Annotated in this window: 23 protein-coding genes and 1 other annotated feature; of the genes, 21 read left to right on the top strand and 2 right to left on the bottom strand. The window is 49.4% G+C overall.

From position 1 onward, the window contains the following. The first annotated feature begins 3 nt into the window (after positions 1 to 3). Positions 4 to 324 carry a PTS sugar transporter subunit IIB gene (locus K331_RS0100725; RefSeq protein WP_028588792.1) on the top strand — a complete coding sequence of 107 codons (321 nt, stop codon included), beginning with the start codon at positions 4 to 6 and terminating at the stop codon, positions 322 to 324. Positions 325 to 483: 159 nt separating this feature from the next. Here K331_RS0100725 and K331_RS0100730 read toward each other — a convergent pair whose 3' ends face one another. After that, positions 484 to 1,092, bottom strand: a complete 609-nt coding sequence (locus K331_RS0100730) for a hypothetical protein (protein ID WP_028588793.1) — start codon at positions 1,090 to 1,092, stop codon at positions 484 to 486. A 403-nt stretch (positions 1,093 to 1,495) separates the two neighbouring features. On the opposite strand from K331_RS0100730, the gene spoIIGA reads away from it, so the two are divergent. The 12 genes from spoIIGA to K331_RS0100790 all read left to right on the top strand — a co-directional run bounded on the left by spoIIGA (position 1,496) and on the right by K331_RS0100790 (position 12,501). Then, entirely contained in the window at positions 1,496 to 2,440 is a 945-nt protein-coding gene (gene spoIIGA / locus K331_RS28620; protein WP_036633845.1) for a sigma-E processing peptidase SpoIIGA, read from the top strand. A 14-nt stretch (positions 2,441 to 2,454) separates the two neighbouring features. Beyond that, positions 2,455 to 3,177, top strand: a complete 723-nt coding sequence (gene sigE / locus K331_RS0100740; protein WP_028588794.1) for an RNA polymerase sporulation sigma factor SigE — start codon at positions 2,455 to 2,457, stop codon at positions 3,175 to 3,177. 140 nt (positions 3,178 to 3,317) lie between these two features. Then, on the top strand, positions 3,318 to 4,100 hold the full coding sequence (gene sigG / locus K331_RS0100745) for an RNA polymerase sporulation sigma factor SigG (protein WP_018886797.1): 783 nt from the start codon (positions 3,318 to 3,320) through the stop codon (positions 4,098 to 4,100). Positions 4,101 to 4,291: 191 nt separating this feature from the next. Next, complete coding sequence (locus K331_RS0100750; protein ID WP_084165319.1) at positions 4,292 to 4,609, top strand: YlmC/YmxH family sporulation protein; 318 nt, start codon at positions 4,292 to 4,294, stop codon at positions 4,607 to 4,609. Positions 4,610 to 4,658: 49 nt separating this feature from the next. Beyond that, complete coding sequence (gene pgeF / locus K331_RS0100755; RefSeq protein ID WP_028588796.1) at positions 4,659 to 5,543, top strand: peptidoglycan editing factor PgeF; 885 nt, start codon at positions 4,659 to 4,661, stop codon at positions 5,541 to 5,543. An 8-nt stretch (positions 5,544 to 5,551) separates the two neighbouring features. Then, positions 5,552 to 6,241: a YggS family pyridoxal phosphate-dependent enzyme gene (locus K331_RS0100760; RefSeq protein WP_028588797.1), complete on the top strand. Its 690-nt coding sequence runs from the start codon at positions 5,552 to 5,554 to the stop codon at positions 6,239 to 6,241. Between the two features lies 1 nt (position 6,242). Continuing rightward, a complete protein-coding gene (locus tag K331_RS0100765) occupies positions 6,243 to 6,686 on the top strand; it encodes a cell division protein SepF (protein WP_018886801.1) in 444 nt (147 codons plus the stop codon). A gap of 7 nt (positions 6,687 to 6,693) precedes the next feature. Then, positions 6,694 to 6,957: a YggT family protein gene (locus K331_RS0100770; RefSeq protein WP_018886802.1), complete on the top strand. Its 264-nt coding sequence runs from the start codon at positions 6,694 to 6,696 to the stop codon at positions 6,955 to 6,957. 9 nt (positions 6,958 to 6,966) lie between these two features. After that, complete coding sequence (locus K331_RS0100775; protein ID WP_028588798.1) at positions 6,967 to 7,749, top strand: YlmH family RNA-binding protein; 783 nt, start codon at positions 6,967 to 6,969, stop codon at positions 7,747 to 7,749. 188 nt (positions 7,750 to 7,937) lie between these two features. Continuing rightward, a complete protein-coding gene (locus K331_RS0100780) occupies positions 7,938 to 8,447 on the top strand; it encodes a DivIVA domain-containing protein (RefSeq protein ID WP_018886804.1) in 510 nt (169 codons plus the stop codon). Between the two features lie 92 nt (positions 8,448 to 8,539). Then, positions 8,540 to 8,829: a binding site (T-box leader), on the top strand. Between the two features lie 74 nt (positions 8,830 to 8,903). Next, a complete protein-coding gene (ileS, locus tag K331_RS0100785) occupies positions 8,904 to 11,993 on the top strand; it encodes an isoleucine--tRNA ligase (protein ID WP_028588799.1) in 3,090 nt (1,029 codons plus the stop codon). A 160-nt stretch (positions 11,994 to 12,153) separates the two neighbouring features. Continuing rightward, the gene (locus K331_RS0100790; protein ID WP_051289516.1) at positions 12,154 to 12,501 is read left to right on the top strand and encodes a DUF5665 domain-containing protein; all 348 of its coding nucleotides are present in this window, start codon (positions 12,154 to 12,156) and stop codon (positions 12,499 to 12,501) included. A gap of 147 nt (positions 12,502 to 12,648) precedes the next feature. On the opposite strand, the gene K331_RS0100795 is transcribed toward K331_RS0100790, so the two are convergent. After that, the gene (locus K331_RS0100795) at positions 12,649 to 13,377 is read right to left on the bottom strand and encodes a TraR/DksA C4-type zinc finger protein (protein WP_028588801.1); all 729 of its coding nucleotides are present in this window, start codon (positions 13,375 to 13,377) and stop codon (positions 12,649 to 12,651) included. Between the two features lie 184 nt (positions 13,378 to 13,561). Between K331_RS0100795 and lspA the strand changes: the two genes are divergently transcribed. The 8 genes from lspA (at position 13,562) to carB (ending at position 24,198) form a co-directional block, all read left to right on the top strand. After that, positions 13,562 to 14,065, top strand: coding sequence for a signal peptidase II (gene lspA / locus K331_RS0100800; protein WP_028588802.1), 504 nt, complete (start codon positions 13,562 to 13,564; stop codon positions 14,063 to 14,065). After that, complete coding sequence (locus tag K331_RS0100805; protein ID WP_404821454.1) at positions 14,049 to 15,017, top strand: RluA family pseudouridine synthase; 969 nt, start codon at positions 14,049 to 14,051, stop codon at positions 15,015 to 15,017. Before lspA ends, K331_RS0100805 begins: the two co-directional genes overlap by 17 nt. Positions 15,018 to 15,402: 385 nt before the next feature. Continuing rightward, on the top strand, positions 15,403 to 16,131 hold the full coding sequence (locus K331_RS0100810) for a hypothetical protein (RefSeq protein ID WP_028588804.1): 729 nt from the start codon (positions 15,403 to 15,405) through the stop codon (positions 16,129 to 16,131). An 800-nt stretch (positions 16,132 to 16,931) separates the two neighbouring features. Beyond that, complete coding sequence (pyrR, locus tag K331_RS0100815; RefSeq protein WP_018886811.1) at positions 16,932 to 17,492, top strand: bifunctional pyr operon transcriptional regulator/uracil phosphoribosyltransferase PyrR; 561 nt, start codon at positions 16,932 to 16,934, stop codon at positions 17,490 to 17,492. Then, entirely contained in the window at positions 17,492 to 18,403 is a 912-nt protein-coding gene (locus tag K331_RS0100820) for an aspartate carbamoyltransferase catalytic subunit (RefSeq protein ID WP_404821460.1), read from the top strand. Before pyrR ends, K331_RS0100820 begins: the two co-directional genes overlap by 1 nt. A 2-nt stretch (positions 18,404 to 18,405) precedes the next feature. Then, positions 18,406 to 19,743: a dihydroorotase gene (locus K331_RS0100825; RefSeq protein ID WP_404821455.1), complete on the top strand. Its 1,338-nt coding sequence runs from the start codon at positions 18,406 to 18,408 to the stop codon at positions 19,741 to 19,743. Positions 19,744 to 19,842: 99 nt separating this feature from the next. After that, positions 19,843 to 20,979: a glutamine-hydrolyzing carbamoyl-phosphate synthase small subunit gene (gene carA / locus K331_RS0100830; protein ID WP_028588806.1), complete on the top strand. Its 1,137-nt coding sequence runs from the start codon at positions 19,843 to 19,845 to the stop codon at positions 20,977 to 20,979. Between the two features lie 3 nt (positions 20,980 to 20,982). After that, positions 20,983 to 24,198, top strand: coding sequence for a carbamoyl-phosphate synthase large subunit (gene carB / locus K331_RS0100835; protein WP_028588807.1), 3,216 nt, complete (start codon positions 20,983 to 20,985; stop codon positions 24,196 to 24,198). Positions 24,199 to 24,334 lie beyond the last annotated feature (136 nt).

The following is a 24,334-nucleotide window of genomic DNA, read 5'->3' on the forward strand; positions in this document are numbered from 1 at the left end:
ACTATGAAAACAATTATTCTTGCCTGTTCAGCCGGCATGTCTACTTCAATTCTGGTATCCAAGATGAAAAAAGAAGCGGAAGCAAGATCTCTCGAAATCGACATTATAGCCATTCCCGAAAGCACAATCAAGGATGAGCTGTCGGGCATCAGCGATCATGTGATTGCGATCCTGCTCGGTCCCCAGGTCCGCATGCGTAAAAATGCTGTAACTGAAATTGCGGCCCCGTACAGCATTCCGGTCGATGTCATCGACACGGTGGCCTACGGCAGAGGGAATGGTCCGGCAGTTCTGGATCAGGCCTTGGCGATGTCAGGCAAGTAGCCTTGGTGACGGATTAGAATTAAGAGTGGACGTTGGTTAATCAAAGATATGATTCCGTCATATCTGGAGTAAATAATAGTATCTATGAAAAAACAAAAGAACCGGGCGCACCGGTTCTTTTTCGTCAATATTTGATTTTGAAGTTGGACGAAGTAAGCACTACTTAAATCTGCCCTCATACTCATACAAATCTAATTTGGCCTGATACATCAGCTTTTTGCCCGCCTCATTTTTGGCATTGGATTGATAATACAAAGTCCAGTTGATTTTCGTTTTGGATACTGCTTTTTTGTAGAGCATCATATTTTCAAGCTGTAAGTAAGAGCCGCGGATAATCTTTTGGTGAATGGCGGCAAGCTCCGGATTGGCTGGTTGAATTTGTTTGAGTCCTGATACGTATTTGGTGTAATTAGGGATTATTGTGTTATTCAGGGCGAGAAAAATTTGCTTGCGGGTTGCGTTGGTAAGTCTAGGAGCATTGTTGTATGCATCTACCGCCTTGCCTTGATAAACATCGAGCTGATCCAGTTGATCCCAATAATCCATGTACTCGATATACTCCTGTACAAGCTCTGGATCCAAATCCCCATACAATTCCTCATCTGTGACCGTTTCGTCTGTTGGAGAGATTTCTTCTCCTAATTCGATGTTTGTACCGAAGGGATCCGTAGTGGTATCGGCCTCGGCTGCAGACGACACGGCAGGGAACAGCATAGTCCCTGACAGTATGAGTGCTAAAGCTGCAAATACTATCGCGTTTCTCTTCATTCACAATCTTCCCCTTTTTCTTTGAATGTTACAAGTGTACTTAGGACTTTAACACGTGATTTGCGAAACCTCTAGTCATAATAATCTGTATAATCCAAAAAAAGGAACTTATTATCTGATTTGATTGAGTACGTACCAGACGAAAGTAAATAGATAAGAGACTGAACCACGGTAGCGAAAGTTTGGAGGATTTGGGAGAACTGCGATGCTGTAGCGGAGGGTTGGAGGATTTCTGGAGAAACAAAGTGCTCGCCTTTAAAACCCGAAACCTTCAACTCGTAGCGCTCGCCCCCTCTATCCGACAAAATTAGTTGGGCACATGCCTACAAAGTTAGACAGACTTTGAGATTCACTCCTCTTATACTTAACCGTATCCTGTAAATTGCACAGGCGGGTGAAACGATTGGTAGTGTATCTGGATCTCATCTTCTTGGTCAATCTGGTTATCGACGCAGTATTGATTATGGTGACGGCCTGGATGAGAAAGCTGCGGCCAGCATGGTGGAGAGTGCTTCTGTCCTCGACTGTAGGTGCCGCTTACGTCGTAATGATGTTTTTTCCGCCGCTTACGTTTGCCTTTACCTTTCTTGTCAAGTTCATGCTGTCTGTCATCATGCTTCTGATTTCCTTTGGATTCGGGGGACTACAGCGCTTCCTACGGACGTTGGGGGCGTTCTATATCGTGAATTTTGTAGCGGCTGGAGGTATTCTGGGGACGCACTATCTAGTACAGAATCCTGGTGAGGTCATGAATGGGATCTGGTTTTCAGCCTCGGGGGGATTATCCTTTGAGCTGAAGATTGGCTTCTGGTTCGTGCTGTGCATGTTCGCGGTGGTGATGATTATCTTCAAGACAGTTCAGGCGGCGAGACAACGCTCTGAACAGCTTGGCAGCTATCTGGGAGAGGTAGAAGCCAGCATTGATGGTGTATCTGTCCGTTGTACAGGCCTGCTGGATACGGGCAATCAGCTTGTTGACCCGCTAACGAGGATTCCCGTGATGATCATGGAGCTTTCCTTATGGAGTACCTATTTTCCAGAATCGTGGGAGCGAAAATTGAAAAATGGAGAGGCGGACAACCTGGTCACCGAGCTAGGCGAAGAGGAGTTCCGATGGCAGGATCGGCTACGGCTGATTCCGTATCGGGGCATTAACAAAGGTACGGCGTTCATGCTGGCCCTGAAGCCTGATGAGGTGACTGTGACGATGAACGGCCTTCGTTCCACAAGCAAGCGGGTATTAATCGGACTGGACAGCGGTACGCTGTCGTCTGAAGGTCGTTACCGGGCTGTCATTCATCCTGATCTGATCGTCGCTTCTTTAAATCCTGAGGTAGGAGGAATTTGATGCGTTTACAAGTGTTGCCTGTCAAATGGAAGCTGTCTATTCAATTGCAGTATTATCGGGTGCTGTTCCTGCTGGGCTTGAAGACGGAGGAAATCTACTATATCGGAGGCAGCGAGGCCCTTCCCCCGCCGTTAACCCGCGAGGAGGAGGACTATCTGCTACAGAAGCTCCCCTCAGGAGATTCGGCGATACGTGCAGTCCTGATTGAGCGCAATCTGCGCCTGGTTGTCTATATTGCCCGTAAGTTCGAGAATACGGGGATTAATATTGAAGATCTCGTATCCATTGGGGCGATTGGCCTCATCAAAGCGGTGAATACATTTGACCCGGAGAAGAAGATCAAGCTGGCGACCTACGCATCACGCTGTATCGAGAATGAAATTCTGATGTACCTTAGACGGAACAACAAGACTCGCACAGAGGTGTCCTTTGACGAGCCACTAAATATCGACTGGGATGGTAACGAGCTGCTGTTATCTGATGTGCTGGGTACAGAAAATGACACTATCTATCGCAATATTGAGGAGCAGGTGGACCGCAAGCTGCTGCACAAGGCGCTCGACAAGCTGACAGAACGTGAACGACTCATCATGGAGCTACGCTTTGGACTACAGGATGGTGAGGAGAAGACGCAGAAGGATGTCGCGGATCTGCTTGGGATTTCCCAATCGTATATCTCAAGACTGGAGAAGAGAATCATTCGTCGTCTGCGCAAGGAATTTAATAAAATGGTGTAGCGCTATCAATCGCATACTGCCGCCCGTCGGCAGCTATGAAGTTAGTGAAGCAGAGTCCAGGAACGAGTGTGAGGGACGAATAAAATTGGACCTCAAGGAGATAATGTACATTAATGTTGCTCCTTGGGAGGTAAGACACGATGACCCGTAATAAAGTTGAAATCTGCGGTGTGGATACAGCCAAGCTGCCTGTACTGACGAATGTGGAAATGCGCGAACTATTCACAGCTCTACAGCAACACAATGAACGCTCGGCCAGGGAAAAGCTGGTTAACGGGAACCTGAGGCTCGTCCTCAGCGTCATCCAGCGCTTTAACAACCGGGGAGAATATGTGGATGATCTGTTCCAGGTTGGCTGTATTGGGCTGATGAAAGCTATAGATAATTTCGACTTGTCCCAGAATGTAAAATTCTCGACCTACGCTGTTCCTATGATCATTGGAGAGATTCGGCGTTATCTGCGTGACAACAACCCGATCCGGGTATCTCGTTCCCTGCGAGACATTGCCTACAAGGCACTTCAGGTCAGGGATAACCTGACGACTGTGAATTCCAGAGAGCCGACGATCTTTGAGATCTCCGAGGTGCTTAATGTTCCAAAGGAGGATGTAGTCTTCGCGCTGGATGCCATACAGGACCCTGTATCCCTGTTTGAGCCGATCTATCACGACGGCGGTGATCCTATCTATGTGATGGACCAAATCAGCGATGACAAGAACAAGGATGTATCCTGGATTGAGGAGATTGCCTTGCGTGAGGCGATGCAACGGCTGGGCCAGCGTGAGAAAATGATATTGTCCATGCGCTTTTTTGAAGGGAAGACGCAAATGGAGGTAGCTGATGAAATCGGCATCTCCCAGGCCCAGGTATCCAGACTTGAGAAGTCGGCAATCCAGCAAATGCAGAAGCATGTGAAATCCTAAATAAATGGCTTCCATCTCAAATGGCTTCCATCAGGGCATTCTTCAAGATCGGGAATCTTGAAGGATGCCCTTTTCATCTTGAAAGCTGATGGACTGCTGCATTAAATTTAGTGGGACAGGACATTTTTACATTCTCCCTCATATACTTGCAAAGTAAAGGATGTGAGGCTGTGGATGAGATGAGGACTGTCATGCGAACGATTAAAATATCCGAATTTCAGACGAAGGACGTCATTAATGTCATGGATGGCAGGCGGCTGGGGCAGCTTGGCGATCTTGAGGTGGATTTGGAATACGGGCGTATTGAGGCGATTACTGTACCAGCAGCGGGTGTGTTCAAAGGCTGGTTCGGTGGAGGGAGTGAGCTGGTCATTCCGTGGGAGCATATTGTCAAGATCGGGACGGATGTAATCCTGGTGCGACTGGAGGAGCTTGCAGAAGTTCAGACGGAGAGACGTCGTACACCCCAAGGGGACTATGTGGAACGATGGGAACGCAAAGGTACGTAGAGACACCCGGAGCTGATTTTGGTACACTGGGCTGTAGAGGTGAAATGAATTGGAACCATTTGTGATTGAAGAATGGACAGGAGCAACGAGCGGAGGCGAACTTTCGTCAGGTCCCGTACCGCGCTTAATGAATCTTGAGGCTTGGCGGGCACAGGATGAACGCCTGCAGGCTGGATTCACGACAAGGAGCGGGGGAACCAGCAGACCGCCTTACCATAGCCTGAACTGTGCTTATCATGTGGGAGACGATCCTGCAGCTGTGCTTAATAATCGTATACAGCTTGCAGGTCGTCTTGGCTTTGAACCAGAGGCCTGGACATGTGGCGAGCAAGTGCACGGAACAAGCATTGCTGTCGTGACAGCTGAGGATAAGGGCAAGGGCTTCCGGGGTCGTGCTTCTGCTTTTGCAGATACTGATGGAATGATTACGAATGTACCCGGTGTGCTACTGACCTCTTTTTATGCTGACTGCGTCCCATTGTATTTCTGGGACCCCGTAGAACGAGTCGTAGGTCTGGCGCATGCAGGCTGGAAGGGCACAGTCGGTCAGATCGCACTGCGCATGATTACAGCTATGGAAGAGCAATACGGCACATCAAGAGCCGATCTGCGCGCAGCAATTGGGCCTTCCATTGGCTCATGCTGCTATGAGGTAGATGAGCATGTGATGCGTCATATACGGGTTTTGGAGGAAGAATCCGGGGGTAATGGTTCCTGGAACCAGAAGGTATATTACCCCACTGATGCGGGAAAAACGATGCTTGACTTGAAACAATGCAATCGACAGATTATGATGAAAGCAGGAATATTGGCGTCTAATATCGAATGTACTACTTTATGCACCAGCTGCAGGAACGATTTGTTTTTCTCTTATCGCAAGGAGAATGGCATGACGGGAAGGATGGCTAGCTGGATAGGCTTTGAAGAGAGGTGAACCTTCCTGTGTCCTTGGAAGACAGAATAAAGGATGTCCAGGCCCGAATCGGCGAAGCTTGTAGTCGGAGCGGCCGAGCCAGTCATGATGTGAATGTGATTGCTGTCACGAAATATGTGGCTGTCCCAGCCATGTCCGCTGTTCTGGACAGTGGGCTTGTGCATGTCGGTGAGAATCGCTGGCAGAACGCTGCTGAGAAGTGGGAGCAGCTTGGCGAACGGGGAATATGGCATTTTATAGGCCATTTACAGACGAATAAGGTTAAGGATATTGTGGATAAATTCAAGTATATTCACTCTCTTGATCGAATATCACTTGCTCAGGAGCTCGAACGCAGAGCTTCAGGATTGGACATGCAGATTCAAGCCTTTCTGCAGGTGAACATATCGGGCGAGGAGAGCAAGTACGGATTGGCACCGGAAGCGGTACAGCCCTTCCTGAAGGATATAGCCCACCTCAAGCATGTGAAGGTGATTGGGCTGATGACGATGGCTCCGCATGAGGAGGACCCCGAACAGACCCGTCCGGTCTTTCGCGGGCTGCGTGAGCTTAGGGATGAGCTGAACGGACAAGCCTTGACTTCCGAGCCTTTGACTGAATTATCCATGGGCATGTCCAATGATTTTGAAGTGGCCGTTGAGGAAGGTGCGACCTGGCTGCGTCTGGGATCTGTCCTGGTAGGAAAAGAGGAGGGCTAGTATGGGCGTAATGAATAAGTTTATGAACTTTCTGGGCCTGCAGGAGGAAGAGCAGGTTGTTGAGCGGGAAATGCTACAGGAAGAAGAACTTGAAACTCCAGCCTTTGATAAGCGTAAGAACCAAAGAGGAAGCAATGTAGTCAGTATTCATTCCCAGAAGAATGTGAAGGTTGTCCTTTACGAGCCGCGCTCATATGATGAAGCCCAGGAGATTGCCGACCATCTGCGCTCTCATCGCTCCGTAGTCGTTAATTTGCAACGTATACGCAAAGATCAGGCTTTGCGGATTATTGATTTTTTGAGCGGTACCGTCTATGCCGTGAACGGTGGTATCTCCAAGGTAGGGCATAATATCTTCTTATGCACGCCAGACACGGTGGAAATTCAGGGCTCGATTACTGAAATTTTAGCCGATAGTGAATCTGAACTAGATAGGATGAGGTGATTGCGTTTTGAGTATTGAGATTGTTGTTGGTTTATTGCTTCAAATTTATACTTATATGATTATTGTGTACGTGCTGTTGTCTTGGCTTCCGAATGCCCGTGAGAGCTTCATTGGGGAATTGCTTGCGAAGCTTGTAGAGCCTTATCTGTCGCCTTTCCGCAGGTTCATTCCTCCGATCTTCGGTATGATTGATATTTCGCCGATCATTGCTCTGATTGTGCTGCGTTTTGCTGCTTCAGGTCTGATCTCCGTCCTGCGTTACTTTGTGTAGGAGGATGTCATGCATACGGAGATATATGAGCACTTCCACGCTGATGAGAAGGACTTCATAGATCGTGCTTCGGAGTGGATCGAGCGTGCGAGTGAGCTACATGAGCGCAAGCTCAGCGAATTCCTTGATCCTCGGCAGGCTTACATACTGAGCACCATTGCATCCAGAAACGGGGATGTGCAGGTCCGTCTGGACGGCGGCTACGACGGAGCCGAACGACAGCGGGCACTAATCGCCCCGGATTACAGTTATTTAGACGATGAGGATATGGGAGTCGTAGTGCTCTCCATCTCATCAGAGGATAAGAAGCTGTCCGAGCTGGAGCATGGTGATTATATGGGTGCCATTCTTGGCCTTGGCATTAAGCGAGGCAAGATTGGCGATTTTCATGTCCGGGATGAAGGCTGTCATGTATTGATGACATCGGATATCAGTTCATTCATTACATCCCATCTGGGGCAAGTCCACCGGGTACAGGTTCGAACAGAGCTACTTCCTCTTGATCAGTTGATCAGGACAGAGACTGCCTATGAGACCATGGACCTCACGGTGGCCTCTTTACGTCTGGACGGCATTGTGAGTGACGTATACCGCCTGAGCCGCAGTAAAGTACTTGCACCGATTCGGGCAGGGCGCTGTCGGGTAAACTGGAAGCAGGAGGAGAATCCTTCCTGTATGCTGAAGGCTGGAGATGTGGTATCCTTTCATGGATTTGGTCGATTCAGGCTGCTGGAGACAGATGGTGTCACCAAAAAAGGCAGACTGCGTGTGAAAATCGGGAAATTTGTATAAATCATTGCAGGATTCTCGGACACTGTGTCGAATTGTTTAAGCTAACAAGTTGGCACGAATTTTCCGATGCATACAGTAGAGTGTAGGAAGGCAGGAATGCACGGGCGCATGACAGTCCGCATTGTATGGCGTCTTACGACTAATCTTCTGGCATGCCCAAGAAGACAAATTCACAGGAGGTGGACATCATGCCATTATCACCATTGGACATACATAACAAGGAGTTTGCCCGTCGACTTCGCGGCTATGATGAGGACCAGGTTAATGAATTCCTGGATCAGGTGGTCAAAGACTATGATATCGTGCTTCGCGAGAATAAGGAGCTCAGAAACGAGTTACTGTCCATTCAGGAGAAGCTGGATCATTTTGCGAATATTGAAGAGACGCTGAGCAAGACGATTATCGTGGCTCAGGAAGCAGCAGACGAGGTCAAGAATAACGCGAAGAAGGAAGCGCAGCTCATCGTAAAGGAAGCGGAGAAGAATGCTGACCGGATCGTGAACGATGCACTCGCGAAATCACGCAAGATCGCGCTTGAAGTCGAGGAGCTCAAGAAGCAGGCTTCGATCTATCGTGCCCGGTTCCGTACCTTGGTGGAGGCTCAGCTCGACTTGCTTAGTCAGGACGGTTGGGAAGCTCTGGAGAATCGTGAACGTGAGGTTCTTGATCGCGAGCGTGAGATGAAGGAGATTTATTGATTTCTCCATTCGTCGTGCGGTTGACTTTTGCTGGTAATCAGAGTATATTATCTGCATTGCGACATATTTGTAGCACAACTGTATCACAAACGATAAATTCCAAGACGGGAATCAGTACGTCATGAGCTTGTTCAGCAGAGAGTTGGCATTTCGGTGCAAGCCAACGTTCAAGGCATGATCGAATATCCTCCCCGAGAAGTGAGCTGAAGCGCGTTATGCGTGTGTAAGCGGTCACCGTATGCCATACGTTATCATGTGGCTCCCTGCTGAAGGCGGGGATTAGAGAGCCGGTTTGATCTGTTTGCTCATCATTCTATAGAATAGAGTGAAGTGACAGATGTCGGAATCAGGGTGGTAACGCGAGCAGAGCCTCGTCCCTTTATGGGGCGAGGCTTTTTGGTGTTGTTTTTTTGACTCACCAGAGTGTGATTTGAAGATGAAAGGAAGCAGATGAGGATGCAACGAGTAGATATCAAGGAAAAGGCCAGAACACGCGATCTGCGCGTGCTCGACAAGTGGAAGCAGGAGGATATTTTCCGTAAATCGATCAGCAATCGGGAAGGAAAGCCGAACTTCGTATTCTACGAAGGACCACCTACAGCAAACGGAAAGCCACATATCGGACACGTATTGGGCCGCGTCATCAAGGACTTCATCGGTCGTTACCAGACAATGAAGGGCTATCGTGTCGTGCGTAAAGCAGGCTGGGACACACATGGACTGCCTGTTGAGTTGGGCGTGCAAAAGGAACTGGGCATCACTCATAAGCATGAGATCGAGGAATACGGTGTCGAAAAGTTCGTAGAGAAATGTAAGGCTAGTGTCTTCGTATATGAGCAGCAATGGCGTGACTTGACGGAAGCCATCGGCTACTGGACGGATCTGGATAATCCATATGTAACATTGGAGAACGATTATATTGAGAGTGTGTGGAACATTCTCGCCACGGTGCATGACAAAGGATTGCTGTATCGCGGTCATCGCGTAAGTCCTTACTGTCCGAGCTGCCAGACGACCCTAAGCTCCCACGAGGTGGCACAGGGCTACAAAGACGTCAAGGATCTCAGTGCCACGGCGAAGTTCAAGCTTCATGAGAGCGGCGAGTATGTACTGGCCTGGACGACTACACCATGGACACTCCCGGGTCACGTTGCTCTCGCTGTGAATCCTGATATGGAATATGCACGCGTGAAGCAAGAGGATGGAGTGTACATCGTTGCGAAGAATCTCGTGGAGAAGGTAATTAACGGCGAGTATGAATTGCTTGGCACACTCAAGGGCTCGGGGCTCGTGGGTCAGACCTACACACCACCATTCAACTATGTAGATGTGACGGGTGGAAGTACAATCCTGGGTGCCTCCTTCGTTACGGATTCAAGTGGTACAGGTGTCGTTCATATGGCACCAGCGCATGGTGAGGATGACTATCGTGTTATTCGTGAGCACGGAATTGGCTTCGTCAATGTAGTTAACCTCCAGGGCTGCTACACAGAGCAAGTCACTGAGTTGGCAGGTCGCTTCGTGAAGGATTGCGATATTGATATCCTGCGCATGCTGACGGATAAGGGGCTGCTCTATAGCAAGGAAAAATATGAGCATAGCTATCCGTTCTGCTGGCGTTGTGATACACCGCTCTTGTATTACGCCATGGACAGCTGGTTCATCCAGACGACAGCCATCAAGGAGCAGCTCATTGCGAACAACAATGAGGTGGATTGGTATCCGGGTCACGTCCGTGAAGGGCGCTTCGGTAAGTTCTTGGAGGAGCTAGTGGATTGGAACATTAGCCGTAACCGTTATTGGGGGACGCCACTAAATATCTGGAAATGTGAGGAGACCGGTGAAGAATTCGCGCCGCACAGCATCGCAGAGCTTCGGGAGCGGGCGATTGGCGACGTCCCTGCGGATATCGAGCTGCACAAGCCATTTGTAGATGAGATCAAGGTTCGTAGCTCCTGCGGTAAATACGTGATGACACGAACACCAGAAGTCATCGACGTCTGGTTCGATAGCGGCTCGATGCCATTCGCGCAGCAGCATTATCCGTTCGAAAATCAAGAGATTTTCGCGCAGCAGTTCCCAGCAGATATGATCTGCGAAGGAATTGACCAGACTCGGGGCTGGTTCTATAGTCTGCTGGCGGTGTCCACACTCCTGACAGGCAAAGCACCTTACAAGGCTGTTATGGCGACCGGCCATGTACTGGATGAGCAAGGACAGAAGATGTCCAAGTCCAAAGGAAATGTAATTGATCCTTGGGAGATCATTGAGGAATTCGGAACGGATGCTTTCCGTTGGGCGATGCTAGCTGATAGCGCTCCTTGGAACAGCAAACGTTTCTCCAAGGGAATTGTTGGTGAGGCGAAGTCCAAGATGGTGGACACACTCGTCAATACCCATGCGTTCCTGACATTGTATGCGACGATTGATGGGTTCAACCCAGCAGAGCATCCATTCAAGCTGTCTGCCCACAAGCTGGATCGCTGGATTCTGTCGAGACTGAACAGCTTGATTGTGCAGGTCGATAAGGCGCTTGCTGTGAACGACTTCCTGAATTCCTCAAAAGCCATTGAGGGCTTCGTGGATGAGCTCAGCAACTGGTATATCCGTCGTTCCCGAGATCGCTTCTGGGGTAGTGGCCTGACAGAGGATAAGCTGGATGCTTATCGCACGTTGACTGAGGTATTGCTGACAACCTCGAAGCTGATTGCGCCGTTCATGCCGATGATTGCAGAAGATATCTATTTGAATCTGAGCGGTGGGGAAAGCGTGCATCTGGAGGATTATCCTGCAGCCAACGAGCAGCTGATCGATCTGGAGCTGGAACGGGATATGGAGACGGCACGCCGTGTGGTTGAACTCGCTCGGAACGTGCGTAACGAGACGGGCTTCAAGACCCGTCAGCCACTATCTGAGCTGATTGTATCTCTGGACAATGATTTCCATCTGGCGGATTATGAGGAGATCATCAAAGATGAGATCAATGTGAAGCAGATTCGTACGGAGACAGATGACAGCGGGTTCGTTGATTTCACACTCAAGCTTAATCTCAAGGTAGCAGGCAAGAAATACGGCAAGAACGTTGGCTTCCTGCAAAATCATTTCAAGGGCATGTCTGCAGCCGAGACTCGTACAGTAGTGGAGCAGGGGCTGTTGAATATCGTATCTCCAGATGGTGAGGAGCTGCAGGTGACTGCTGAGGAGCTGCTTGTGGAGAAGAAAGCGAAGGAAGGCTTCGCATCGGCTTCTGGCTATGGCCTGACAGTAGCGCTCAATACGGATATTACGCCTGAGCTAGAGCAAGAGGGCTGGGTTCGTGAGGTAGTTCGTGCCGTGCAGGATTACCGTAAGAAGCTGGATCTTCCGATCGAGAAATATGTAGCTCTGACGCTGGATGTCGATGATGAGCTGCGTACAGCGATCACGGCCTTTGATGCCGTATTGCGCGAGAACGTACTGGTTACAGATGTGCAATTCGGTCATGCTGAGCCGATGGAGCGCGTTGAGGCAGGCGGCAAAACAATCGGCGTTCACATTGCTGAATAATCAAGCATGCATGGGAACAAAATATAGGTAATGATTAGCAAATCACGAGCCTGAAGCTATGACTTCTAGGCTCGTGATTTGTTTTAAGTCTGTTTTTAGCTGTTTTAGCTTTGTGTGAGGTCATAAAGCGAACTAATGCTGCTTTGAAGGAGGAACAGGGATGGCCACTCGGCGTCAGAGAAAATCCATGAACCGTCATGCACTCCGTGGGAAGCACGATAAACGAACTGTCACGAAGGCCGTCATCAGGAGTGCGGCTACAAGGATGGAATATGCTCGCTTAGCCGACTATGCCCTGCTGCTCAATCGTCCCCTGCGTCTGATCTGGTTGAACCTGTTGTCAGGTACCTTCCGAGGCGTCGGCATTGCTATCGGCTTCACTTTTTTTGCGGCGACCATTATTTATATACTGCAAGTACTAGGAGCATTGAATCTCCCCATTATCGGGGATTACATTGCAGATATCGTCCGCATCGTACAGCGGCAGCTGGAGTTGACCAGCTATTAACAGCATTGGGAGTGCATCAAATTATCCCTATGAGATAGATGCACGCACTTAGGGCCATACGATTAAAGCACTGAACTGATAAGAATGAGATATAAGCATGTATACATTAGGTTACAGGTGCAATAGGTGATATAGGTGCCACAGGTGTTACTCTTCATCCTCATGTTCGGTCTCCAGTAAAGGAACGCCTTCACCTTTATCCAGGTAATCCAGATACTGCTTACTGCGAATCACGGTGACATCATGACCATATAGATCGGTAGCGACGAAGTTCTCATAGCTTTCAACGAAGCCGCCAAGGTCATCGCCTGCTTCGATCTCAATGTCATCATAATGGGTAATCTCGTTGGACTCGGCCATGGCTGGGGAGTTGGAGGAGCCCCAGCTTTCGACAATTTGCCATGCATCCTCCCCATCAAAGCCTGAATATTCGTGCTCATCAAGACTGCTACGTCCAAATGGAGGGGACAAAAACTCCTCTTCGACAGGTCTGTTATTTGAAGCTTGCGTCTCCCGGGAGTGCTGCACACAATAGATGGTATAGGGAATGGCCTGCAATCGCTCGTACGGAATCGCTGCTCCGCATGCTGCGCAGCTACCATAGCTGCCTTCCTTCATAGCATGCAAGGCAGAGTCAATCCGCTCCAGCATGAACTCATCATGCTCCGTCAAGGAGACATCCTTGGCTCGCTCGTATACTTCAGTACCGACGTCGCCTGGATGATTATCAATGGTCGACAATTCTCCGGTCTCATAACGATGCGTATGCTCAAGTCCGTAATGATCATTATGCTCCAGACGCTGCTCAATGCTGCGTTTGCGGTCAAGCAGCTCATTCTGAAGCCATTGCAGCTGCTCCGTGTCTAACAGGGACATAAGTGGCCTCCTTTCCAATATAGGAATAGGGTGCGCCGAGAGGCATGGTTTTAGCGAAGGAAAAATACGGGCAGTGAAATAGATGGTGCGTGGACTGAGTCTGGACGATTATGCTACAATGAACGGGTCTGAAATTGGCAAGAAATGAATACGGAATTAGAAAGAACGGAGATGACATATCGCTGTGCTGTACTATGTAATCGCTCTACTCGTTTTTTTATTGGACCAAGGCACCAAATACTTAATAGCTACAAGACTTGAGCTAGGAGAACAAATTCCGGTAATCGGCAATTTCTTTCTGATTACATCCCATCGGAATCGCGGCGCGGCATTCGGAATACTTGAGGGTCAACGCTGGCTGTTCATTATCATTACCATTGTAGTGGTGATTGCGATCATTTGGTATATGAGAAAAGCTCTTAAGAGTGGGCAACGGCTGTTACCATGGGGATTAAGTCTTGTGCTGGGTGGTGCAATCGGGAATTTCCTGGATCGGGCCCTGATGGGAGAAGTAGTGGACTTCGCACAATTTAATTTTGGTAGCTATACGTTTCCGATCTTTAACATAGCCGATTCCTCCATCTGCATCGGAGTTGGATTAATTATTCTGGATACCATTCTGGATTCGAGACGGACAAAGCTTCAGGAGCAGACGAAAGGAACGGGGCAGCATGATGGAACAGAATAACCATAACCAAAGTGATGTTACAGATGAGATTGGTGAATCTACTGTGCAGGAGCTGCTGGCATGGATCGCAGAAGAATCCAAGACACGTATAGATAAATTCATTGCGGAGCAGCTACCGGATGTATCTCGTTCTCAGGTGCAGCTATGGATTGGGGATGGAAAAGTCCTTGTCAACGGCCAAGTCGTTAAGTCCAACTACAAGCTGAATATCGGGGATCATATTGAGCTATCTGTCCCCGAGCCTGAAGCTGTAGACCTACAGCCTGAGTCGATTCCTATTGAGGTCGTCTATGAGGATCGAGATGTCATTGTTGTGAATAAGCAAAGAGGGCTGGTGGTGCATCCGGCCCCTGGACATTCCTCGGGTACGCTGGTGAACGCTCTGATGTACCACTGCAAAGATCTATCCGGCATTAATGGTGAGCTTCGCCCGGGCATTGTACACCGAATTGATAAGGATACCTCCGGCCTGCTCATGGCAGCCAAGAATGATAAGGCCCATGCCTCGCTCGCTGCCCAGCTTAAGGATCACAGTGTAACTCGGCGTTATATTGCGCTGGTGCACGGTAATCTCAGTCACGATCAAGGCACGGTCGATGCTCCGATTGGACGAGATACGAATGATCGCAAGATGTTCGCCGTGACAGAACGCAACAGCAAGCATGCGGTGACTCATTTTATGGTACTTGAGCGCTTTGGCGATTACACACTGCTGGAGCTGAAGCTGGAGACGGGGCGTACGCATCAGATTCGTGTGCATATGAAATTCATCGGTCATCCGCTGGTAGGCGATCCTATGTATGGGCGAAACAAAGGGATCCGAATGGATGGACAGGCACTGCATGCAGCGGTACTTGGCTTTGTTCATCCATCGTCTGGAGAATACCTTGAATTCAGTGCTCCTCTGCCTGAGGATATAGAAGATGTACTTGCTTCTCTACGCAGCAGGTAGTCCAATATTGCACTGCATGCGCTGATATAAAGCTGGCTTTTCGAGCACTCACTCTTCCTTTTCGGGAGTAGCGGGTGCTTTTTACATTTTACAAAAAGAGGGGGAACCTTCATCATTGCCCCTTGTTCACTTATCAACTGCCAGCATATAGTCTATAAGGATCAGGAATAAATTACTATATTTATTTACAAAATAGACCCAATGGATTATTATACTTGAGACAATACATATGAATGCATTTGGTAATACCCTGCTGGATAAGTTGTTGGGGTGTTTTTTTGTTAAGGAAGTAGATCACCCAAAAAAGAATGGTCATTCCTATTCCACATCGGTTACGGCGGCATGCAGTTAATATTTGTACCTATTTACATGACGGAGGTTAGGAATGAAAGTATTAAAGGTGTTTTCTATTTCTGTAGCTGTATTCGCTGTACTATTTTTAGGAGTGGCCTTATACATTACTTCAGCCATGCCGCAGCTATTACAGACGAATAACAGTTCATCTACGACGGATTCTTCACCAGACACTAAAAATGACGAGAATGCAGAGGTCAAGCGGGATGCTTTGCAGCCATCTTCAACCGAGAAAACCCCATCAACTACAAAGTCTCATTCGTCGGAGACGACCGATCCACCGAATGCTGAAGACAATTCGTCAGAGGCAGCTGATTCCTCAGTTACTCAACCCGAGGATTCTTTGCAACCGGAGCCGGTCCAATCCTTGATGTCATCTTCAGAAAATGTAGTACAAGAATCGCCGAAGGTAAGTTCAAGCTTGGATTCAAGTACCCTCATTATTGGAAGATGGAAGGCTGCTGGAATTCCAAATGGGTACATGGAATTCTTTAGGGACGGCACATTTGCAAGAGGTACTTATGAAGGTGAGAACGATTACTATGAATTTTCGGGGACGTATTCCTTTAGCAACAATACACGCTTGAAACTCCAGTATGAGCTATGGACGTTAGCAACTCCCCCAGACTATAAAACTACCTCGGTAGAAAATACAAGTCATGTATTCGAGATTGCCGTTAACGATAACAAACTTGTAATTCCTGGGGCCAAGAAACCATTTGGTGAAACGGAGTGGACTAGAGTTGATTATAATCAGTAAATATCGTCCTCTTCAGATGTCGAGTAATCAAATCTACTCTATTTAACAACATGTGGTGAGTTGTCTCCCTTTTTGGGAAGCTCATATTGGCATGTATAATTGGGCGATTGTGCGGAAGCTCCGGGATCAACTGCAGACGTATGCATATCGGATAAAAGAAGCCTCTCCTACCACATGAAGTGGAGTGAGAGGCTTTTTCGCTTTGGATAATTTAGTTGCGATTCGTACAAAGATCCATGATAACTCAACATTCAACTCACTGTGGAGATGGATTAAGCTTAAAGGAATAAGAAATGGAAGAAGACTTGAAAAAATCGGAGTGGATAATTATGCAGTGAAGCTGTATAATTATAAACGAAGATCAGATGGCTTACATTCCAGGTGAATTTCAGGTTACTTACCAGCAATAAGAATGAACCGATGTAAGTGTGGAATCTTATTACAGCTTTTCTTGTGGGCAATGTGTAGAACTTATTTCTAAAGGATTCGTGCTCTCAACAACTTCATAATCTGCAAATGCTTCCGGTGCTCCGGCAGGCAAGGTGTTGACAGGCCATTTCCTGTATGTCATAATGCATGAAGGAAATCTGAATAGCACCTTTAAATCAGTCCCGTGAGGCTGGCAAGGTAACGTGAATGGAACAACTGCATCCACTGCGGTGGTATGCTTTGTTGTATCCGATGAGATCAGCGACAGGTGTACTCTGTCGTAGGAACTCCTTGCCATCTTTTAGGCAAGGAGTTTTTTTTGTATCTGTCACGGGACCATATCGGAAGGGATACCCGAGGAGGCTGGAAGCATGAGCAGTGAAGTACATGTACTTATGGATGAGACGGCAATACGCCGTGCACTAACTCGTATTGCCCACGAAATTTTGGAGAAGAACAAAGGGATCGGAGATTGTCTGCTCATTGGAATACGCACACGCGGTGTATATCTGGCAGAGCGGCTGGCAGCCAAGATTGAAGAGATCGAGGGAACACCGATTCCTTGGGGCGAGCTGGATGTCACGCCTTATCGTGATGATCGTAGCGCGACTGTCGAGAAGAACTGCGCGGAGCAGCTCAAGATGAGCCACCCAGTAAGCATTCAGGACAAGAAAGTCATCCTGTTCGACGATGTACTGTACACGGGTCGGACGATCCGGGCTGCGATGGATGCATTAATGGACTGCGGCCGACCACGTATGATTCAACTGGCGGTGCTGGCGGACAGAGGACATAGAGAGTTGCCGATTCGTCCTGACTATATTGGAAAGAATATTCCTACCTCCAGATCGGAGCAGATTGAAGTTGCTCTCATGGAGACCGATGGCAAAGATGAAGTCGTGATTATCCAGAATCGGGGGGAACAGGAATGATGGCACTCCAAACCAAACTCAAAGATCGCAGCCTGCTGGGACTTAAGGAATTAAGCCGTAACGAGATTGAATCCATTCTGGATCGTGCAGCCTATTGGGAAGGACAGGAGCAGAAGCTGGTTCCCGTGCTGGAGGGCAAATTCGCAGCGAATATGTTTTTCGAGAACAGTACACGCACCCGCTTTTCCTTCGAAATGGCACAAAAACGTCTCGGAGCTCAGGTGCTGAACTTCGCCTCCGCAGCCTCCAGTGTTGAGAAGGGCGAGTCCATATATGATACAGTTCGTACACTGGAATCCATGGGAATTGATGCTGGGGTCATCCGGCTGAAGCCGGCAGGCGTTCTCCAACAGCTGGCTGAGACGGTCAGTGTCCCGCTGGTCAATGCAGGTGACGGGAACAACGAGCATCCGACGCAAGGTCTTCTGGATCTGTACACGATGCGCAAAGCATTTGGTGAGCTGAGAGGTCTGAATGTAGCAATTATCGGAGATGTCCTGCATAGTCGGGTTGCCCGCTCGAATCTGTGGGCCCTGCAAAAGTTCGGAGCGCAGGTTCGCTTCTGTGCACCACCAAATATGCAGGCACCAGAGCTGGCTGAGCATGCAGCTTATGTATCCATGGAGGAGGCGCTGCGCAGTGATGTTGTGATGATGCTGCGCGTACAGCTGGAGCGACATGCAGAAGGCATGCTGAAATCTGCAGAGCACTATCGCGAGCAATATGGTCTGACGGCAGAGAGAGCCTCGCGTCTGAATCGCAATACGGTTATTATGCACCCGGCTCCAGTCAATCGGAATGTGGAGATTGATAGCGAGGTCGTGGAAAGTCCGCAATCGCTGATTTTTCCACAAATGTCGAACGGCGTGCCTATTCGAATGGCCGTCATGGAACGGGCTATGAAGCTGTAAGGATGAAAGATCAGAGACTTGAAGCGGAGGAATCGAAGCACATGATATCCCAATGGATCATAAATGCAAGCTTGTTGAATGAGCAAGGTGAGCAGGTTAACGGAGCGGTACAGATAGCTGAAGGACAAATTCAGGGCGTATATTACGGCCAAGAGCTTCCGAATCCGGAGGAGGGTGCGGAGATCGTGGATGCTGGCGGCAAGCTGGTCATTTCGGGCTTGATCGATATGCACGTACACTTGCGTGAACCTGGCTTCGAACATAAAGAAACGATTGAGACAGGTAGCAGATCAGCAGTCAAGGGTGGATTTACAACAATCGCCTGTATGCCAAATACACGCCCAGTCACGGATAGCCCGGAGATTGTGGAGCTGGTCCTGAACAAAGCGAAGGAAGCTGGATTGGCGAAGGTACTACCATACGCCGCGATTACGAAGGGTGAGCTCGGACGAGAGCTGACAGATTTCGAAGCTCTGCGACAAGCCGGAGCCATTGGCTTCACCGATGATGGAGTGGGTGTACAGAGTGCGCAGATGATGAAGGATGCCATGTACCGTGCACAGGCGCTCGACATGCCAGTCATCGCCCACTGTGAGGACAACACCCTTGTAGAAGGAGCACCTGTTGCTGAAGGCTCGTTTGCAACCAAGCATGGCTTGAAGGGCATTCCAAATGAATCCGAAGCGATTCATGTCGGACGGGATATTTTGCTCGCTGAGGCTACGGGTGTACATTATCACGTATGCCACGTCAGCACGGAGCAATCCATAAGGTTGATTCGCCAGGCCAAGGAGATTGGGATTCGAGTGACTGCTGAGGTATGTCCACACCATCTGATTCTGTCAGAAGAGGATATCCCGGGAATGGATGCCAATTGGAAAATGAATCCTCCATTACGCAGTCCACGCGACGTGCAGGCCTGCATTGAGGCCTTGATGGATGGAACGATCGACATAATCGTGACGGACCATGCACCGCACAGTGCAGAAGAGAAGGCTAAGGGAATGCAGCTTGCTCCGTTTGGCATCGTGGGCTTCGAGACAGCCTTCCCGCTGCTCTATACGAGATTCGTGGAGACAGGGCTGTGGACACTCGAATTCCTGGTGCAAAAAATGACAAAGGCTCCAGCAGAGGTATTCCGACTGGAGACGGGACGACTTGCGAAGGGAGCACCTGCTGACCTAACTATGATTGATCTGGAGCAGGAACAGGCAGTGGACCCAGAGACCTTCGTGTCCAAAGGCCACAATACACCTTTCGGTGGATGGAAGCTGAAGGGCTGGCCGGTTGCTACTTGGGTAGATGGTCAGATCGTCTGGAGCGTAAAAACAGAACAATAATACTCATTTTGCTAAATCAATCGCCAAAGTGAAAGATGGCTGGGCGAGGATATGTGCAGAATGCTTAATAGACAAGATCAATTAGAGGAGTGAGACGGAATGCAGGCAAGATTATTGCTTCAAGACGGCACGCTGTTCACCGGCACAGCATTCGGTGCTGAAGGTGAAAAGACGGGCGAGGTGGTATTTAACACAGGAATTACAGGCTATCAAGAGGTACTTACAGACCCTTCGTATTGTGGTCAGATCGTTACGATGACATATCCGTTGATCGGGAACTATGGGATAACACGTGATGATTTTGAATCCGTCCGTCCTTATGTGCATGGCTTTGCGGTGCGCCGCTATGAGCCTGTTCCAAGTAACTGGAGAGCACAATACAGCGTTGACGCTCTGTTGAAGGAATATGGCATTATCGGGATCAGCGACATTGACACCCGGATGCTGACCCGCATCATCCGTCATCACGGTACGATGAAAGGCATTTTGACAACCTCCTCCAAGTCCGTGGAAGAGCTGCTGGAAATGATGAATGACACGACAATAGCTGAGCTCCGCAATCAGGTACCGATGACCTCGACTCCACATATGTACAGCAGCCCTGGTAACGGTGAGCGCATTGTACTGATCGATTATGGCGCAAAAAGTGGTATTCTGCGCGAGCTGAACGAGCGTGGCTGTGATGTTGTCGTCGTGCCTCACAATGTGACTGCCGATGAAGTCCGCAGACTGAACCCGGATGGCATTCAGCTATCCAACGGCCCTGGGGACCCTAAGGATGTGCCACATGCAGTAGATACTATTCGTGAATTGCTTGGCGAGTATCCGATCTTCGGCATTTGTCTCGGCCATCAGCTCTTTGCCCTAGCGGCAGGTGCAGATACTGAGAAGCTGAAATTCGGTCATCGCGGTGGCAACCATCCGGTTAAGGAGCTGGAGAGCGGACGCTGCTTCATCACCTCCCAGAACCACGGTTACTCGGTAAACGAGCAGTCCGTAGAGGGAACAGAGCTGGAAATTACACATATCAACAATAACGATAAAACGGTGGAGGGACTCAAGCATAAACGCTTCCCAGCCTTCTCCGTGCAGTATCATCCAGAGGCAGCCCCAGGGCCGCACGACAGCAGCTATCTGTTCGACCGCTTCCTGGAAATGATCCGGGAGCACAAGCTTAATCACCCTCAACAACCGCGTCAGGCAGTCATCGCAGCTGCCGGGAAAGGAGCCCGTTAATTCATGCCGAAACATACAGATCTCAAAAAAATACTAGTCATCGGTTCCGGTCCCATTGTCATCGGGCAGGCAGCTGAGTTCGATTACGCAGGTACTCAGGCTTGTCAAGCGCTGAAGGAAGAAGGCGTAGAAGTCATTTTGATCAACAGCAACCCTGCTACGATCATGACCGATACCAATATGGCGGATAAAGTATACATCGAGCCGATTACACTTGATTTCGTAACCCAGATTATTCGTCAGGAGCGTCCAGATGGTCTTCTGCCAACACTGGGTGGACAGACGGGATTGAACATGGCTGTAGAGCTGGCTCGTGCAGGTGTGCTTGAGAGCGAGAATGTGAAGCTGCTGGGTACACAGCTAAGCTCAATTGAGAAAGCGGAGGACCGCGACCTGTTCCGCGAGTTGATGCGCGAGCTGGAGCAGCCAGTTCCTGAAAGCGTGATTGTTACTACGCTTGAGGAGTCGCTGAATTTTGCAAATGAGATCGGATATCCAATTATCGTGCGCCCTGCTTATACACTCGGTGGTACAGGCGGCGGAATTTGTGCAAATGAGGAAGAGCTGCGTGAGATCGTAGCCTCTGGCCTTCGTTATAGCCCGATCGGACAATGTCTGGTCGAGAAGAGCATCGCTGGCATGAAGGAAGTAGAATACGAAGTTATGCGTGACGGTAATGATAACTGTATCGTCGTATGTAATATGGAGAACTTTGATCCAGTCGGTGTGCATACAGGGGACAGCATCGTAGTGGCTCCAAGCCAAACGCTGTCTGACCGTGAGTATCAAATGCTGCGCTCAGCTTCCCTGAAGATCATTCGCGCGCTGAATATCGAGGGAGGCTGTAACGTTCAGTTCGCACTGGACCCACACAGCTATCAATACTATGTTATCGAGGTTAATCCTCGTGTGAGTCGCTCTTCTGCGCTTGCATCCAAAGCAACAGGCTACCCGATTGCAAAGATGGCAGCGAAGATTGCACTCGGATATACGCTTGACGAGATCGTGAATCCGGTAACTGGGCAGACCTACGCTTGCTTCGAGCCCACGCTGGATTATATCGTCAGCAAAATCCCACGCTGGCCATTCGATAAATTTACATCGGCGAATCGGAAGCTGGGCACACAGATGAAGGCGACTGGAGAGGTCATGGCGATTGGACGTACCTTTGAAGAGTCGATGCACAAGGCTGTTCGTTCCCTGGAGATCGGTGTGAACCGTATTCATCTGAAGGAAGCGGAAGAGCTGTCCGACGAGGTGCTGAAGCAGCGTCTGAACAAGCCAGATGATGAGCGGATGTTCTTGGTGGCAGAAGCATTCCGACGTGGATATACACAGCAGGAGATTCAAGACCTGACCAGCATCGACTGGTGGTTCCTCGACAAGATCGAAGGCATTGTAGAATTCGAGAAGAAGCTTGCTTCAGAGGAAGAGCTCACTTACGATACGCTGTACCAAGCGAAGCGCATGGGCTTCACGGACCGTTCCATCGCTGAGCTGCGTAGTGCATCACCACTGGGTGGCGGGTATAAGACGGAAGCAGAGGTAACTGAATTCCGTAAATCACATCATCTTCGCCCTGTATACAAAATGGTAGATACCTGTGCGGCGGAATTCGAAGCAACAACGCCATACTACTACTCCACATATGAGACTGAGAATGAAGTGACCGAGACTCGGAAGGAAAAGGTCGTCGTTCTGGGCTCCGGGCCGATTCGGATCGGGCAGGGGATCGAATTCGACTATTCCACGGTGCATGCGGTATGGGCGATTCAAAAAGCCGGGTACGAAGCGGTTATCATTAACAACAACCCGGAGACGGTATCGACGGATTTCAATACATCAGACCGTCTGTACTTCGAGCCACTGTTCTTCGAGGACGTCATGAACGTCATCGAGCAGGAGCAGCCGATTGGAGTGATCGTGCAGTTCGGTGGACAGACAGCGATTAACCTCGCCGCACCGCTTAGCAAGGCAGGTGTCAAGATTCTCGGTACAGACCTTGCGAGCATAGATGAAGCAGAGGATCGCAAGAAGTTCGAAGCGCTGTTGACTCGTCTGAAGATTGCACAGCCTAAGGGTAGTACAGTAACTTCTGTAGATGAAGCAGTAGAGACGGCACAAGGTCTGGGTTATCCAGTGCTGGTGCGCCCATCCTACGTACTGGGTGGACGCGCAATGGAGATTGTATATTCTGATGAAGAGCTGCTGAGCTACATGGAGCAAGCGGTGAAGATCAATCCTGAGCATCCGGTCTTGATTGACCGCTACATGCTTGGCAAAGAAGTGGAAGTCGATGCGATCTGTGACGGTGAGACGGTAATCGTTCCTGGAATCATGGAGCACGTAGAGCGCGCCGGAGTTCACTCTGGTGACTCGATCGCGGTATATCCGCCTCAGCATCTGGATGCAGCTACGAAGCAGAAGATTGTGGATATCACAATCAGCATCGCTAAGGAATTGAAGACGATTGGCCTGGTGAACATTCAGTTCGTCATTCATGGCGGAGAAGTGTATGTCATCGAGGTAAATCCACGCTCTTCACGTACAGTGCCTTTCTTGAGCAAGGTTACGAACATTCCGATGGCAAATGTAGCTACTCAAGCGATCCTCGGTACGAAGCTGAAGGATATGGGCTACACGGATGGTCTGTGGCCTGAGAGCGAGTATGTATCGGTCAAAGTACCGGTCTTCTCCTTCGCCAAGCTGCGCCGCGTAGAGCCTACACTCGGACCAGAAATGAAGTCCACAGGTGAGGTTATGGGACGTGACGCTAAATACGCCAAGGCACTGTATAAAGGTCTTGTAGGTGCAGGCATGAAGATTCCTTCTACGGGTGCGATCATCGCTACGATGGCTGACAAGGATAAGGAAGAGGCAGTAGAGCTGCTGCGCGGCTTCTACAAGCTGGGCTACAAGATCTACGCGACTGGCGGAACAGCTGCTGCCCTGCAGGCCGCTAATATCCCGGTTACCATCGTGAATAAGCTCAGTGAGGGTACACCGAACATTCTGGATCTGATCCGTACGGGCGAAGCGAACTTCGTGTTCAACACGCTGACCAAAGGTAAGACGCCTACTCGTGATGGATTCCGTATCCGCCGTGAGGCAGTGGAGAACGGTATTGTCTGCATGACGTCCCTGGATACGGTAAAAGCATTGCTCGGTATGCTGGAGACCTTGAACTTCTCCTCCGAGGCGATGCCTGTTCTGAGCTAGCGGATAGAGTAAAGAGCATAAGCTTCCTACAACATTAGTACCACGACTGGATATGGTTTCGGGTTGAATGGCCTGGGAAGCACATTGTTAGCGGAAAGCGGGGAAGCTATAAAGAAACGAAGTGTCCGCCTTTAAG

The organism is Paenibacillus massiliensis subsp. panacisoli DSM 21345 (assembly GCF_000426545.1).
Taxonomy (GTDB): domain Bacteria; phylum Bacillota; class Bacilli; order Paenibacillales; family Paenibacillaceae; genus Paenibacillus; species Paenibacillus panacisoli.